This is a genomic window from Planktothrix sp. PCC 11201, from assembly GCF_900009135.1.
Classification (GTDB): Bacteria; Cyanobacteriota; Cyanobacteriia; order Cyanobacteriales; family Microcoleaceae; genus Planktothrix.
In genome coordinates this window covers 354,708-369,547 of sequence record NZ_LT797711.1, presented here as the reverse complement: position 1 = coordinate 369,547, position 14,840 = coordinate 354,708, and the positions used below count along the sequence as shown (strand labels likewise).

14 protein-coding genes and 1 tRNA gene are annotated in these 14,840 nt (G+C 39.9%); 6 read left to right on the top strand and 9 right to left on the bottom strand.

Features of this window, described 5'->3' with window-relative positions:
- Positions 1-187: 187 nt before the first annotated feature.
- Positions 188-1,864: a chaperonin GroEL gene (gene groL / locus PL11201_RS23950; RefSeq protein ID WP_079681357.1), complete on the bottom strand. Its 1,677-nt coding sequence runs from the start codon at positions 1,862-1,864 to the stop codon at positions 188-190.
- Positions 1,865-2,059: 195 nt separating this feature from the next.
- Between groL and PL11201_RS23945 the strand changes: the two genes are divergently transcribed.
- The 4 genes from PL11201_RS23945 (at position 2,060) to PL11201_RS23930 (ending at position 5,741) form a co-directional block, all read left to right on the top strand.
- Positions 2,060-2,461: a HEPN domain-containing protein gene (locus tag PL11201_RS23945; RefSeq protein WP_079681356.1), complete on the top strand. Its 402-nt coding sequence runs from the start codon at positions 2,060-2,062 to the stop codon at positions 2,459-2,461.
- Positions 2,440-2,865, top strand: a complete 426-nt coding sequence (locus PL11201_RS23940) for a hypothetical protein (protein ID WP_079681355.1) — start codon at positions 2,440-2,442, stop codon at positions 2,863-2,865. Before PL11201_RS23945 ends, PL11201_RS23940 begins: the two co-directional genes overlap by 22 nt.
- An 84-nt stretch (positions 2,866-2,949) precedes the next feature.
- A complete protein-coding gene (locus PL11201_RS23935) occupies positions 2,950-4,863 on the top strand; it encodes a S9 family peptidase (protein ID WP_079681354.1) in 1,914 nt (637 codons plus the stop codon).
- A gap of 113 nt (positions 4,864-4,976) precedes the next feature.
- The gene (locus PL11201_RS23930) at positions 4,977-5,741 is read left to right on the top strand and encodes a Uma2 family endonuclease (protein WP_079681353.1); all 765 of its coding nucleotides are present in this window, start codon (positions 4,977-4,979) and stop codon (positions 5,739-5,741) included.
- Positions 5,742-5,787: 46 nt separating this feature from the next.
- On the opposite strand, the gene PL11201_RS23925 is transcribed toward PL11201_RS23930, so the two are convergent.
- The 3 genes from PL11201_RS23925 to PL11201_RS26600 form a co-directional block, all read right to left on the bottom strand.
- Positions 5,788-6,282, bottom strand: a complete 495-nt coding sequence (locus tag PL11201_RS23925; RefSeq protein WP_079681352.1) for a PIN domain-containing protein — start codon at positions 6,280-6,282, stop codon at positions 5,788-5,790.
- Positions 6,279-6,524: a UPF0175 family protein gene (locus PL11201_RS23920; RefSeq protein WP_079681351.1), complete on the bottom strand. Its 246-nt coding sequence runs from the start codon at positions 6,522-6,524 to the stop codon at positions 6,279-6,281. Before PL11201_RS23920 ends, PL11201_RS23925 begins: the two co-directional genes overlap by 4 nt.
- Before the next feature lie 109 nt (positions 6,525-6,633).
- Positions 6,634-6,801 (bottom strand): hypothetical protein, encoded by a 168-nt coding sequence (locus PL11201_RS26600; RefSeq protein ID WP_159451576.1) that lies wholly within the window; start codon positions 6,799-6,801, stop codon positions 6,634-6,636.
- A 106-nt stretch (positions 6,802-6,907) separates the two neighbouring features.
- On the opposite strand from PL11201_RS26600, the gene miaB reads away from it, so the two are divergent.
- Together miaB and PL11201_RS23910 are read left to right on the top strand one after the other, a co-directional pair.
- A complete protein-coding gene (miaB, locus tag PL11201_RS23915) occupies positions 6,908-8,266 on the top strand; it encodes a tRNA (N6-isopentenyl adenosine(37)-C2)-methylthiotransferase MiaB (RefSeq protein ID WP_079681350.1) in 1,359 nt (452 codons plus the stop codon).
- Positions 8,263-8,802, top strand: a complete 540-nt coding sequence (locus PL11201_RS23910) for a hypothetical protein (protein WP_079681349.1) — start codon at positions 8,263-8,265, stop codon at positions 8,800-8,802. Before miaB ends, PL11201_RS23910 begins: the two co-directional genes overlap by 4 nt.
- A 233-nt stretch (positions 8,803-9,035) precedes the next feature.
- Here PL11201_RS23910 and PL11201_RS23905 read toward each other — a convergent pair whose 3' ends face one another.
- The 5 genes from PL11201_RS23905 to PL11201_RS23885 all read right to left on the bottom strand — a co-directional run bounded on the left by PL11201_RS23905 (position 9,036) and on the right by PL11201_RS23885 (position 14,838).
- Entirely contained in the window at positions 9,036-10,721 is a 1,686-nt protein-coding gene (locus PL11201_RS23905; RefSeq protein ID WP_234996826.1) for a serine/threonine-protein kinase, read from the bottom strand.
- A gap of 78 nt (positions 10,722-10,799) precedes the next feature.
- Complete coding sequence (locus PL11201_RS23900) at positions 10,800-11,567, bottom strand: HAD family hydrolase (protein WP_079681348.1); 768 nt, start codon at positions 11,565-11,567, stop codon at positions 10,800-10,802.
- A 56-nt stretch (positions 11,568-11,623) separates the two neighbouring features.
- Positions 11,624-11,713 (bottom strand) — tRNA-Ser (locus PL11201_RS23895).
- 48 nt (positions 11,714-11,761) lie between these two features.
- Positions 11,762-14,212, bottom strand: coding sequence for a ComEC/Rec2 family competence protein (locus tag PL11201_RS23890; protein ID WP_079681347.1), 2,451 nt, complete (start codon positions 14,210-14,212; stop codon positions 11,762-11,764).
- 149 nt (positions 14,213-14,361) lie between these two features.
- On the bottom strand, positions 14,362-14,838 hold the full coding sequence (locus PL11201_RS23885; protein ID WP_079681346.1) for a DUF4079 domain-containing protein: 477 nt from the start codon (positions 14,836-14,838) through the stop codon (positions 14,362-14,364).
- Positions 14,839-14,840: the final 2 nt, after the last annotated feature.

The following is a 14,840-nucleotide window of genomic DNA, read 5'->3' as shown; positions in this document are numbered from 1 at the left end:
CCTACGTTGACCCGCCTTTGATCCCACCGCTCACCTGGGTACAGGTAGAGCGGGGGACTTCCCGGCGGTGTAAGTTAAAAGTATTCTACAGAAACCAAGTCCTAAGAGAAAACTCAGGTTTCTAACCCACGAAGGTGGGTTTCGTCTGTATAGCCGCGATTTCTAATCGCCGAGGATAGGTTTCTTATTACATCATACCCATGCCACCCATGCCACCCATACCGCCCATACCGCCCATACCGCCCATACCGCCCATGCCGCCCATAGCATCCATATCGGCGGATTTCTTCTCGGGTTTTTCTACCACTAAGGCTTCAGTTGTTAATACTAACCCTGAAATCGAGGAAGCATTTTGTAGGGCAGAACGTACCACTTTTGCCGGGTCAATAATCCCAGAAGCAATTAAATCTTCATAGGTTCCAGTTAAGGCATTATAACCAATATTAAACTCGGTATTGCGGACATTTTCCACCACCACAGCGCCTTCGGCTCCAGCATTACTGGCAATATAATATAAAGGAGCTTCCAGGGCTTTGGCAATAATTCCCGCCCCAATTTTTTCCTCATCACTGAGTTGGGATTTCAGTTCATCGACTTTTTTAGCCAGATGAATTAAAGTTGTCCCGCCCCCAGGAACAATCCCTTCTTCTACGGCGGCTTTAGTGGCATTTAAGGCATCTTCAATCCGCAGTTTCCGAGATTTCATTTCCGTTTCCGTGGCGGCTCCCACTTTGATCACAGCCACCCCTCCGGCTAATTTCGCAATTCGCTCTTGGAGTTTTTCCGCATCATATTCAGAGTCGGTTTCTTCCAGTTGACGGCGAATTTGTTCAACCCGTTTTTTCACATCCGATTGAGTGGTGCTATCGGCAACAATAATCGTATTATCTTTTTCAATGGTAATTTTGCTGGCCGTTCCTAACATCTCTAAAGAAACGGTATCTAAGCTTAATCCCACTTCTTCAGAAATTAATTGTCCGCCCGTCAAAACCGCAATATCCTGTAATAAAGCTTTGCGACGTTCGCCAAAACTGGGGGCTTTAATAGCCGCCACATTTAACACGCCTCTGGCTTTATTCACCACCAAAGTTGCTAAGGCTTCCCCATCAATATCTTCAGCAATAATTAACAGAGGTTGACCCGAACGGGCAATTTTTTCTAAGACCGCCACTAGGTCTTGAATGGAACTAATTTTTTTATCAGTAATCAGAATTCTGGCGTTAGAAAATTCCACCACCATCCGTTCATTATCGGTGATAAAATAGGGGGAAATATAGCCCCGGTCGAGTTGCATTCCTTCGACCACATCTAATTCTGTGGTGATGGATTTGGATTCTTCAACGGTAATTACCCCGTCCTTCGTCACCTTTTCCATCGCCAAAGAGATCATTTGACCGATTTCAGGGTCGTTTCCGGCCGAAATCGTGGCGACTTGAGCGATCGCATCCCCTTCTACGGGTTTAGCAATAGCCTGAATTTCCTCGACCAAAATTTGAGTAATTTTGTCCATTCCCCGTCTGAGGGCGACAGGGTTGGCGCCTGCTGCGACGTTTTTCAACCCTTCACGAATCATCGCTTGGGCTAAAATGGCGGCGGTGGTTGTCCCATCTCCGGCGACTTCATTGGTTTTAGAGGCGACTTCCTGCATCAGTCGGGCGCCAGTATTTTCCAGGGGGTCGGACAGTTGAATTTCTTTAGCGACGGTAATCCCATCGTTGACGATTTCGGGAGCACCAAATTTCTTCTCTAATAAGACATTCCGACCTTTGGGGCCAAGGGTGACTCGCACCGCATCGGCTAGGGCATTCACACCTTTTTCTAAGGCTCTACGGGATTCTTCACCAAACGAAACAATTTTAGCCATCTTACAATATCATTAATCACCAATAAGTTACTTTAGCACTCAAGGGTTTCGAGTGCTAGTTCGGAAATCCGTCATTATCGGTAGGTCGGGTTAATCTGTCTCTGTTCGGTTGCTGATTGAAAAAGGCAAGTTTAAAAGATATTAAAATGGGTTCTATAATCAATAGGGCGAGTTTTTTGGAGGTATACTAATTTTTTGAATAGACAGGATTTCCAGGAATTAGCACTTACTCGACTTCAAGACGCAAAAGTGCTTTTAGACAATCACCAATATTCCGGTGCTTACTATCTAAGCGGTTATGTGATTGAATGTGCTTTGAAGGCTTGCATCGCTAAAAAAACTCAACAATATGATTTCCCTGACCTAAAAAGTGTGAGGAAAATTTACACCCATGATTTAAAAGAACTGGCGCAACTTGCTGGGTATGATATTCTTGAACAATTAGAGTTAACCTATAAAGCTCAATGGTTAATAATTAAAGTATGGTCAGAAGAAAGCCGTTATAAAAAATATAACCAAAAAGAAGCCCACGATATTTACTCAGCAATTACCGATCCTAATCACGGAGTTTTACAATGGCTACAGCAACATTGGTAAATCAAGAAATAGAAGAAGGTCAAAGATTAATAGATGCTCTCAATACCGCAGGTGTATCAATTCATTCAGCTTTGTGGCTGTATGCGACAGAACCGGAAACATGGCATCTGATGTTTGCTTTACCTCTCTATGATGATGAAGGGCCTCTTAAAACTTATGAGCAGATATTATCCGTTTTTCGCGAAGTTAAACCCGAATTAAAAATTGATTGGACAGCAATTGTCGCTGTTAGTCCTAACGATGAATTAATTCAGGGCTTAAGTCAAGATCAACAACATTGGAATATAGACTTATCAGGAAGACGCATGACCAATAGTATAGTTAATCGAATGTTGGTTGAAGATGCTTATATTTACCAAATTGGCGAGAATTTACAACTCGGAATTTTACCAGGTTCCTTGTAGTGAGGCGTTCACGCCTCAGAGTCCTAAAGGACTCACTACAAGTGTTAAAATTTTTAATATTGTCAAAAATCAGATCATCAAAATATGAGCAAAAAAACTGAAAAATACGGAACTTGGAAATCTCCAATTACCGCCGATTTAATGGTAGAAGGAACCGTTGGACTAGGGGGAGTAAGCTGGGATGGGGATAATATTTATTGGATAGAAGGACGGCCATCGGAAGCAGGACGCAGCGTTATTGTTCGTCTAACACCTGACCAACAATTAAATGATGTTACACCTCAATCTTTTAATGTTAGAACTCGTGTTCATGAATATGGCGGGGGTTCCTATATTGTTAATCAAGGAACAGTTTATTTTTCTAATTTTGTTGATCAACGTCTTTACAAACAGAACATTCAAGGGGAAAATACCCCCTATCAAATTACTCCCGAACCTATTACTCCAGAAGCAGAATATCGTTATGCAGATGGGATAATTGATGCTCAAAATCAACGGTTAATTTGTGTCAGAGAAGATCATACCCAAGGGGGAGAACCTGTTAATACAATTGTTAGTATTAATCTGAATAATAGTGAGGATATTCGGGTTTTAGTTGAGGGAAATGATTTTTATGCTTTTCCTCGTTTAAGCCCTGATGGTAACAAATTATCTTGGATTTCATGGAATCATCCGAATATGCCTTGGGATGGGACGGAATTATGGGTGGCTGAGGTTAATTCCCAGGGGTTATTAGGAGAAAAACAATTAATTGCGGGGGGTTTAGAAGAATCGATTTTTCAACCCCAATGGTCACCGGATGGAATCTTATATTTTGTTAGCGATCGCTCGAATTGGTGGAACTTATATCGCTATACAGGAGATATAGAAGCGTTACATCCCATGGCGGCGGAATTTGGTTTACCCCTGTGGGTATTTTCCATGTCAACCTATGGGTTTAGTTCGGCAGAAAAAATTATTTGTACCTACAGTAAAAAGGGTACTTCCTATCTAGCGAGTTTAGATACTCAAACTCATAAATTAGAGGATATTGATATTCCTTATACTGCAATTGATAGCTTGACCGTTTCTGGAAATCAAGTCTTATTTATTGGGAGTTCTCCTACTGAAAGTAGTGCTATTGTACGGCTTAATTTAGAAACAGGAGAACTAGAAGTATTACGGCGTTCCAGTCAAATTGTACTAGATAAAGGCTATTTATCCGTCCCACAACCCATAGAATTTCCGACAGAAAATGGGAAAACCGCCTATGGATTTTTCTATCCGCCTCAAAACAAAGATTATCAAGTTTCAGAGGCAGAAAAACCGCCTTTAGTTGTGAAAAGTCATGGGGGGCCAACATCAGCAACTTCTAGTAGTTTGAGCTTAAAAATTCAATACTGGACAAGTCGAGGATTTGCCGTTTTAGATGTCAATTATGGGGGAAGTACGGGTTATGGACGGGAGTACCGTCAACGGTTAAATAAAAGTTGGGGAATTGTGGATGTTGATGATTGTTGTAACGGGGCAAAATATCTGGCAGAACAGGGTTTAGTCGATGGAAACCGCATGGCAATTGCAGGCGGAAGTGCGGGCGGTTATACCACTTTATGTGCTTTAACATTTAAGGATGTATTTAAGGCGGGGGCGAGTTATTATGGAGTCAGTGATTTAGCAGCTTTAGCAACCGATACCCATAAATTTGAATCCCGTTATTTGGATGGTTTAATTGGGGTTTATCCTGAAGAAAAGGCTATTTATCAACAGCGTTCTCCGATTTATCACGTTGATAAATTATCCTGTCCGGTGATATTTTTTCAGGGGTCAGAGGATAAAATTGTGCCTCCCAACCAAGCAGAAATGATGGTAGAAGCGTTAAAAGCTAAGGGTGTTACGGTGGATTATGTTCTGTTTGAAGGAGAGCAACATGGCTTCAGAAAAGCAGAAAATATTAAACTTGCTATTGATGGTGAATTTGGTTTTTATGCCAAGGTCTTTGGTTTTAAACCTGCAAAATAAACCCATTTCACTGTAGGGGTTTTTAAAAAAAATTGTTTGGGTTTGAAGACCCAACCCCTACAATGTTGGCAAGAATTGCTATAATGGTCTATAAACAGATAGCATGAATAATTATGTCTGTCACACCAATTCAACCTCCAACAATTGATTTAACAGAAGTTATTACCGAGGATGATACTCCTGTGGATAATTTTCTATCTGCAAAGTTACAGCGTTTATTAGTTGAATGTTTATATAGTTCTTGGCAAAGATTGGGAGAAAATTCAACATTTTTAGCGGATGCCAATGTGGGTATTTTCTATGCACTCCGTCATCCTCCCATTGTACCGGATGTATTTTTATCTTTAGATGTGGAAGTCCCACCAGATTTTCGAGAAAAACGAAATCGGACTTATTTTATTTGGGAGTTTGGTAAACCGCCCGATGTGGTAATTGAAATTGTTTCTAATCAAGAAGGAAATGAACTTGGCAGTAAGTTAATTAATTATGCACGGATGCGGGTCACCTATTATGTTGTATTTGACCCTTTACAACAATTGGGCGATATTTTATTACGAGTTTATGTTCTACGCGAGGGACACTATCAATTATTGGAAACAACAGAAATTGAAAATCAATCAATATTTTGGTTAGAACAAATTGGTTTAGGATTAACTATTTGGTCAGGAATCTATGAAGAAAAACAGGAGCTTTGGTTACGGTGGTGCGATGATCAAGGAGTTATTATTCCCACCGGAAAAGAACTGGCTGAAAAGGAACATTTAAGGGCAGAAATTGCTGAACAATCTCGGCGGAATGCTATTCCTCGGTTACGAGAAATGGGGTTAACGAATGAACAAATTGCTGAAGCTTTGGGTTTAGATATTGGAGAGGTTTAACCTTATTCAGAGGATATGGAAATAAAACAAGTCTTTTATGAGTAGGTTACTCACCCGCAGCTTGCAAAATAGTTGTGTATAACTCGTGACTAACTCGAAAGTCCGCTTCGTCAATTAGTTGGTCAAGAAGCGGTTTAAGAATCAAGAGCAAACCATTCCGTTTAGCTTGTAGTAAAACTCCTAGTAAACCTGTTACTTTTAACCCATATTCTGCTGCTAATAATCTACCTCGACGTTCATCGATTAACAGAAGGTCAGCACTTAATTCTAAAGTCAGTACAATTGCTTCTGCTTCCCCCAAATCAATATTTTCTTGGCTTTCCAATATTTCTTTTACTCGCTCATAATTGACAACAGATTGAGTGACAATCCAAGGTAATGTTTGAACTTCTACAGCACCAGGAACTAGAGATTCAACTCCTACCATTTCATTATAAACGGCTGTGGGAATGAGTACACGAGTATAAAGTTTTTCCAGCAGTTCTAATTTCCCAATTGCGGCTAAATTGGTAATAGGTGAAGTATCACTAACAACAATCACAATAACCCCATTGATTGCAATGTTTTTATATCTGCTTCAAAATCCTCTACGCCATAGTTGATACACAAACCTCTTTTAGCAAGTTCATGTTGAAACTCAATCACAGTTAGCTTAGTCCAAGTCCGAGCTTTACCACTACTAATTTTTTCTTGCTGATATAGCAAAATAGCAATTTCTAACTTCAATTCATCCTCAGTCATCTTTGTAGCTCGGAGGATCTCATCTGGAATCAGAACACTCATCAGGGTTATACCTAAAATGATTGATGGTATAATTTTAGTATAAGCGATAATATTGAATTTGTGATAAATTTTCCAAATTCAGCATCATTGCCAGTTTCAAGAATAATCTTTAAATATCTTTAGACACAGAACGCCGTTTTCTAATTCCTTTGGTTAAAATCGCTAATAAAAATCCGACCAAAAATGATAATTCTAAAGCCGGGTTTTGAGTCGTTAATAGGAAAGACCCAATAATCGAAATGGCAGCCACCGTGTAGACAATCTGTTTGGGTTTCATCGTTTTCAAACGTAAATTTCACAAAAATAGACAAAATGAATTATAATCAACTGTATAGAAAGGCAGAATTAACCTTTTTATAGACATAGGAGACTTCTAAAATTCGATGACTACAAATTCCCAACGTTATCATATTACAACTTTCGGCTGTCAGATGAACAAAGCCGACTCCGAACGCATGGCTGGCGTTTTAGAAGAAATGGGCTTTGATTTTACCGAAGATCCCAATGATGCCAATGTGATTCTTTATAACACTTGTACGATTCGAGATAATGCCGAACAAAAGGTTTATTCCTATTTAGGAAGACAGGCAAAACGCAAACAGGAAGAACCAAATTTAACCATTATTGTCGCCGGATGTGTTGCCCAACAGGAAGGAGAAACCCTACTGCGTCGGGTTCCTGAAGTGGATTTGGTGATGGGGCCACAACACGCTAACCGTTTACAAGACTTATTAGAACAGGTCTTTCAAGGCAATCAAATTGTTGCAACAGAACCCATAGAAATCATCGAAGATATTACAAAACCCCGTCGAGATAGTCAGGTAACAGCCTGGGTTAATGTGATTTATGGTTGTAATGAACGGTGTACCTATTGTGTGGTTCCCAATGTCCGCGGGATTGAACAATCGCGCCGCCCAGAAGCTATTCGAGAAGAAATCGAAGAATTAAGCCGTTTAGGGTATAAAGAAATCACGTTATTAGGGCAAAATATTGACGCCTACGGCCGCGATTTGCCCGGTTCAAGTCCTGGAGGTCGGAATTTATATAATTTTACGGATTTATTATATTTTATTCATGATGTTCCTGGCATCGAACGGATTAGATTTGCCACCAGTCACCCCCGTTATTTTACCAAAAGATTAATTCAAGCCTGTGCAGAACTTCCGAAAATTTGTGAACATTTTCATATTCCCTTTCAGTCGGGAGATAATCAACTTTTGAAAGCCATGTCCCGGGGTTATACTCAAGAAAAATATCGCCAAATTATTCATACCATTCGGGAATATATCCCCGATGCTTCTATTAGTGCGGATGCGATTGTGGGCTTTCCAGGGGAAACCGAGGAACAGTTTGAAAATACCATGAAATTAGTGGATGATATTGGCTTTGATTTATTAAATACCGCCGCCTATTCTCCCCGTCCTGGAACTCCGGCGGCGTTGTGGGAAAATCAACTGAGTGAGGAGGTAAAAGCCGATCGGTTACAACAATTAAATCGCTTAGTTTCTGTGAAGGCGGCTGAACGTTCCCAGCGTTATTTGGGCAGAATTGAAGAAGTGTTAGTCGAAGGTACAAACTCTAAAGATCCATCTCAAGTGATGGGACGCACCCGGGGAAATCGGTTAACCTTTTTCTCAGGAAATTTAGCGGAATTGAAAGGTCAACAGGTGAAAGTGAAAATAACCCAGGTAAGACCCTTTAGTTTAACTGGGGAACCTGTTGAGTTGTGTATACCTGTATGACCGCTAAAAATGATTTAAGATCGGTGATTTTATCTTTGGGTTTGGGTTTGGTGTTAACGGGGATCGGTGTCCGGGCGATCGCCTGTCAAAATTCCCTCAATACACCTTCCCAAGTCCCCCTTGATAACGGCGGATTAAGTTCGGAGTCTCCCGTTACCCAAACCCAGACAGAGGAGGGGTCTATTCCCCAACCTCGGGCGAATGGAGATTATCAGCGATCGCCCCATTTTTCCTGGGAAGCAGCCCAATCCAATATTCAAGGAATTGATTGTCGGATGTTAGGAAATACCAATTATTCACAATTAGAAAATCCCGGTAATAAAACCGAATTAAATATTGAAAATTGGCCTGTGGTTGGAAAACTTCCCCCAGGACAGGACTTTGAAATTAATTTAGGCCCGGCGGGGTTTGGTGTGGTTTACGATACGAAACAACAACCTTGGATTTATGTTGAAAAAACCGATCAAACCAGCGTTCCTTCCCACTGTTTTGTGCGAGCCAATCAACAGTTTGTACAACCGATTGCTGCTAATTGAATTATATAGCAAGAGGCAATAGGGAATGGGCAATGGGCAATAGGTAAATACTTACTATAAGTAGCTTTTAGCTTTCAAGAATGTCCTAATAGATGTGGCAACTGCTATACCATAAAAACCCTATTTTTTCGACAATACCGTAGTCTTTTTAAAGTAACCACAAAGGCACGAAGACACAAAGAAGGATAATCAAGGTGAAGGTATTCTGGGAAAAACTGGGTTTTTATTCATTACTAATTAATTTTACAACTTTCTAATTTTTCGGCTAAAATTTCTAGGTTTTTCCACCATTTTCCGGTGCTAACTATCCAATTGCGGGTGGGTAAATGTCCAATAGGAGCGGATGTTTTATATTCGATGCCATAATCAGGATTATGGGGATTATAGGTTAACCATCCCACCTGCTGACAAAATTTTCCATAATCTCCTTCGACAGTTTGATAAATTTGATTTTGGATACTAAATCCAAAGCGACTATTACTATATTTTACCCAAAGATGATTAATGGTTTGTAGATCTTCACAGGGTAAATTTACTAAATCCTGGGCGTATAAATAGGTTTTTTTAGATTTTTTTAGGGCTTGACAGAGGACAGCCCAAGTTTCTTGATCCGCTTGTTTCCAGCGTTTTTGAGCTAAGAGGGTTTGGAGTTGAGTATAATCAACTCCCACGGCGGATTTTAAAGGATCATTTAAGGGCTGATAGCCTAAATTTTGTTTAATTCTCTCTAATAAATTAGGTGTTTTAGCGGGAGTCTGGATAACTTTTTTAGATGTTTTTCTAATAGGAATAACAGGTTTAACCGCCAGATTCACAGGCGTTTCAGAAGATTGAATAGCTTTTAAGGCTGCTTCGGCGGATTTATAACGTTGATTAATGGCGATCGCAATTAATTTATTTAAAATGGTTTCTAAGCGATCGCTAATAATTTGTTGAGGGGGTAAATAACTCCGCCAATTCCATTTTTCATCATGATCATCATATAATCTTCCGGGGGAAATTCCCGTGATTAAATATAAACAAGTTACTCCTAAACTATACAAATCACTGGCGGGGTAAACCTTTCCTCTCATTTGTTCAGGAGCAGCAAAATCCGGTGTTCCGATCCGAGTTCCACTCTCAAGTAAAGCCGTTCCTGTTAATAGTTTAGAAATCCCAAAATCAATTAAAACAATATCATTTTTATTGAGATTTTTACTGATTTTCAAGTCAGAATTTTCCTCTGAAAAAATATCACTAATTTTTTGTTTGAGTTTGGCACTCATTTGAGCTTGTTCTTGATCTCCCATTTGAATAGTAGGAGGAATTTGGGTTAAATCAACCACGGGATCTAAGGATTCGTCCCCAGAGGCGGGGAGAGAACAACGTCGCATCAAATTAGCAGGTTTAATATCTCGATGAATAATATTCTGTTCATGAATAAATTGTAAAATAGGCAGAATTTGTTTTAAAACGTGCCAAATTTTTTTTTCTGTAAATAATCCATCTTGTTTTAATTCATCAAATAGGGTTTTTCCCTGAATATATTCTTGGACAATAAACAATTGTTGATTTTGTTCAAAGTTAGCCAACAGTTGAGGAATTTGAGGATGTTTTCCCAATTGATCTAAACGCACTGCTTCCTGACGAAATAATTTAGCGGCGGTTTGATAATCCTGGGGGTTTTCATATTGCACAAAGAATTGTTTAATCACACAATAGGGATGGGACGGAATTTGTTGATCAATTGCCAAAAATGTCCGACCAAAACCGCCCCGACTTAAAGGTTTTATGGCGAGATAACGATTTTGGAGTAATAGAAATTGACCACAACCTTGACAATATTCGGCTGAGTTGAGATTTTCTGGATGGGAACATCCTACGGTCATACAATAACTCATCGCAGGAGAGGGAATATATTGTTGAGCCGATAATAACACAACTTCAGATTATGATCTCGTTGTTGCGCTTCAGCGCACTCTTACAAGAGGTCTTAGCAACAACAACCAACACTATTATCAATTAAAAACTTTCGCAATTTGACAAAATCCTTCAACTTCTAAACCTGCGGTAATATAACGGGGTTTATGGGTTAATTGATCCCTATATTCTAATAGATTAGCAACTCCAATAGACTGAGGAAATAACTCAGAATTAAATAGAGTTTGATCATTAGGACTATCGCCAATAGTAAGAATTTGTTCCGGGGTTAAGTCTGACCAATAGTGCTGAATAACCTTTAATAATCCCGTGGCTTTGTCTTGGTTTTGAGGTTTAATATGACCTTGAACAGTGCTATAGGTAAATCCCCAACCCAATTCTGCACAGAGTTCTGTTAATTGTTGAATTTCCGATAAACTAATATTTTGAATATCAAATGTCCAATCTGTAAACCGAAAAGGATTATCGGCGGAAGCCTGGAGATGGGGATATTGAACTTGAAGAATTTGAAACCCTAGGGCTAAATTTTGCCGATGTTGGGATAGGGAATTTAAAGGGATTAAAAATTGTGGCTGGTCAGACTCCACGGGATAATATAAACCGCCATTTTCCGCGATCGCACCTGTCACCGGAAGATAATGTTTTAAGGCTTGTACCCATCCCGCCGACCGTCCTGTAATTAAAATTACCGGAATTTTAGCCTGTTTTAATGCAAACAAAGCCTGGAATAAATCCGGGGTAAATTTTCCGTTTTGGGTTAAAGTGCCATCGACATCCGTTGCAATTAGACGAATATTATCGAGTGCATTGGCTTGTATGGCTTCGCTCAACGGCGTTAAGGACATGGACACAACCCCTCTATCAGTGATTCAAATATTTTAACGATAGGGGGCCCGAAAAACGGAGAGGGTGGGATTCGAACCCACGAGGAACCGTAAAGCCCCTAACACATTTCGAGTGTGTCGCATTCGACCAACTCTGCCACCTCTCCAAGTTAGAAATGATCTAGATCTGATTCTAAACCATTCCTCGAATTATATCAAAGAAGGGAGCCATCTGTTTGATCAAAATCTAAAGTTGTTTCAAAACCCTGGGTCGGCGTCCATCTCAAGGAGCCGTCTCGACCCGTCCAGAAGATTTGAGTTTGCTGTTGATTTAGGGTTTCTACGGTTTTCGGATCAATAGAATTGGAAGAAGCGATCGCAATTTTCGGCCTCAATAAAGATAAAAGTTCTGGGGTTAAGGATTCTCCCGACCACCATAACACCTGAGTTGACCTGAGCTTTTGGATTAACTGTTGTTGTTGGGAGATGGAAGTTTCTCCCAGTAATGTCCAAAGATTTTGACCAATTTTAAATTGAATTACCGGAGGTTGAGCACTTAATAACTCCAATTCTACAGAACCTAACATAATCGGTTGACCGACAGTTAGGGAAACATAATTTCCTTTTTGTTGGGCTAAGGCTTTTAAAATGATTTCATTAGTGGCTTGATAGTTTTTTTTCGGAGTAGGATTATCATAAAAAGTTTGAATCGGAATATTTTCTAAAATTAACGGCCAACCAATACTTAAACCCAGTTGAGAATGGGTCGCCACGGCGTTATTAATAGCATTAATCCCCTGGGCATTTAAAAAGGGTAAAACGGCAAATTTAGCGGTGTTCTGACTGCCACTATTGATCAAGGTAACTTGTCCTTTTTCTTCAATCACTAAAATCGGTTCTTGAGGGGTACTCAGAAGGGTGGCTTGAAACCGTAGGGTTTTAGTATACCAACTGGGTAAAATGACTATGAATACGGCCAAGGTGACGGCAAATATAATGGGAATCAACCCTTTTTTTGATCTGGAAAACTGGAGGTTTGATTCAGGGTTAATTAAAGTAAAATAAGCCCAGATTGCCAGAACTAAACTATAAAGACTGATCAACTGAATTAGGGAAATACTGCCCACGGCAATCGAATTTCCCGGAAGCTGACTAAAATATTTAGCAATTTCTATTAAACCTAAAATCGGATAATCAAGAAATTGGGCGATCGCACTTCCCAAACCGGGTAATAATAAGGCACATAAGGCACTCGCCATCCCTCCTAAAGTGATAATAGAAATCAGGGGAGATGCGATAATATTAACCAAAATACTATAGGGAGATAATACTTTAAAAAAATAGAGTTGCAAAGGCAATGTCCAGATCATTGCTGATAAAGGAACAGCAATTAAGGACGCGAAGAAAGGGGGCATCCAATTTAACCGTTCCATTAAGGCAGGAACCGTAACCATTAATCCTAAAGTGGCTAAAAAACTGAGTTGAAATCCAATATCAAAAATCCAAGTCGGATTAGCAATTAATAATAAAATAGCGACGATTAATAATACGTTTAAAGGTTTGGTTTGACGTTGGGTTAATAGGGCAATTAATACCGCCAAACCCATTAATGTTGCTCGTAATACCGAAGGGGAAATTCCCGTTAATCCCAAATAAATCAGTAAAGTTAATAATCCCAAACTAAATCTAACGGTCGGGGAAAACCTTTGAGTTATAGATAAAATAACTCCCAATAAAAATGATACTTGAAATCCCGAAGCCGCTAGAATATGAGCGAGTCCAACTTGAACAAAAATATCTCTAATATCGTAGGGTAAATCAACAGCTAAACGTCCTAAGACCATCGCGCTTAATAGGGAACCTTTGGGAACTCCTAATAATTGAGCTTGAGCGCGGGTAATCCGTTGGCGAATTTTCCACAGTCCCCAAGGAGACGGTTGACTATCATCATGACTAATATAACGTCCTCGAAGTCCGGTAAATGATCCCTGTTGAGCCAGATAGTTTTGAAAATCGAATCCTCCTGGGTTAGAAGGGGGTTGAGGTTTGTATAAACTTCCGGTAATGGCGATACTTTCCCCCGGATATAATCCCGTCGCTTTTAATATTGGAACAGTCACATAAACCAAACCACTGACATCTTTACTCACGGCGATCGGAGTATTATTATTAGTAATTTCATTAACTTGATGCACCTGTAACCAAAATTGTCCCCGTCCCGAACGAGTCAACCGAGGAATACTAGTCACTTCTCCCCGAACCGTAATTAATAAATCTTGGCTATTTCCACTATTAATAATTAACTGACTAATATCATGGGTCGCGGGTTGAGGGGTTCTGATTTGTAAATAAATACTGGCTAAAAAAGCAATAATTCCGGCTAATAACCATACCCAAAAAGGCAACTTAGGTCGGGGGATTTTAGGAATTTTATCCGCAAATTCAATCGGCTCGGTTAGGGCATCTTTGCGGGTTTGTTTTTGCTGAATAAATTGTTTAATTCGAACCCGGCGAGATTGTTTCTGTTGATAAACTTGTTTTAGGGCGGTGGCTATTGCCAATATAATTCCTAAACCTAATATTGCATAATTTCCCCCAGGAATTATACCCACTAGCAAACCTAAGAGATAAGCAAAAGCCAGAATTAAAATCACCGTCTGATTCATGATTTAATAAGATACGGATCAATGGGAGTATCCTGGATTTGATCCCCCTAAATCCCCCTTTTTAAGGGGGACTTTGATAGTCCGGGTTAGGGGGTATCATTGTTGTAGGGTGTGTAAGCAATCAGCGCCAGCACCAACATTCAACAATATTAGATAGACAATCCTAACTTTAAACCTAAAACGGTATGGACTAACATTAATCCTAAGATAACGGTTCCAATATAAGCATGGGTCGCCCTAAAACCCGAGTTATCTTTGTTAAATCCGGTAAAAGCAATCAGACTATTAGTTAATAACAATCCTAATAATATTGTGCCTGTCCAAAAGTGAGGACTTTCTAAAATGGGTTGTTTTTGCATGACTAAAGATAATAAACCTCCCGTGTAACCTAAAGCCAAAAACAAAAACATTAAAGGGGCAAGTTTTCGGTGGTCAGCACGATTTTTTAGGGCGACTTCCTTATCTGCGGCTAGACGTCCGCGCCATCCCGTCCAACCCACATAACTCCCCATCGTAAAAATAACGGTTCCCATCATCACCGGATGTCCCCAATGGGTGATAGGTTCAGGAATACCCAAACCCCGAAATAGATTAGCAATGGGTTCTAAAAGTTCAACTAAACTCATAT

Coding starts and splice junctions, on each gene's coding strand:
- PL11201_RS23920 (WP_079681351.1), bottom strand. CDS start 6,524: ATGAGTGTTCTGATTCCAGATGAGATCCTCCGAGCTACAAAGATGACT.
- PL11201_RS23900 (WP_079681348.1), bottom strand. CDS start 11,567: ATGTCCTTAACGCCGTTGAGCGAAGCCATACAAGCCAATGCACTCGAT.
- PL11201_RS23890 (WP_079681347.1), bottom strand. CDS start 14,212: ATGAATCAGACGGTGATTTTAATTCTGGCTTTTGCTTATCTCTTAGGT.
- PL11201_RS23885 (WP_079681346.1), bottom strand. CDS start 14,838: ATGAGTTTAGTTGAACTTTTAGAACCCATTGCTAATCTATTTCGGGGT.
- PL11201_RS23910 (WP_079681349.1), top strand. CDS start 8,263: ATGACCGCTAAAAATGATTTAAGATCGGTGATTTTATCTTTGGGTTTG.
- groL (WP_079681357.1), bottom strand. CDS start 1,864: ATGGCTAAAATTGTTTCGTTTGGTGAAGAATCCCGTAGAGCCTTAGAA.
- PL11201_RS23930 (WP_079681353.1), top strand. CDS start 4,977: ATGTCTGTCACACCAATTCAACCTCCAACAATTGATTTAACAGAAGTT.
- PL11201_RS23940 (WP_079681355.1), top strand. CDS start 2,440: ATGGCTACAGCAACATTGGTAAATCAAGAAATAGAAGAAGGTCAAAGA.
- PL11201_RS23935 (WP_079681354.1), top strand. CDS start 2,950: ATGAGCAAAAAAACTGAAAAATACGGAACTTGGAAATCTCCAATTACC.
- PL11201_RS26600 (WP_159451576.1), bottom strand. CDS start 6,801: ATGAAACCCAAACAGATTGTCTACACGGTGGCTGCCATTTCGATTATT.
- miaB (WP_079681350.1), top strand. CDS start 6,908: ATGACTACAAATTCCCAACGTTATCATATTACAACTTTCGGCTGTCAG.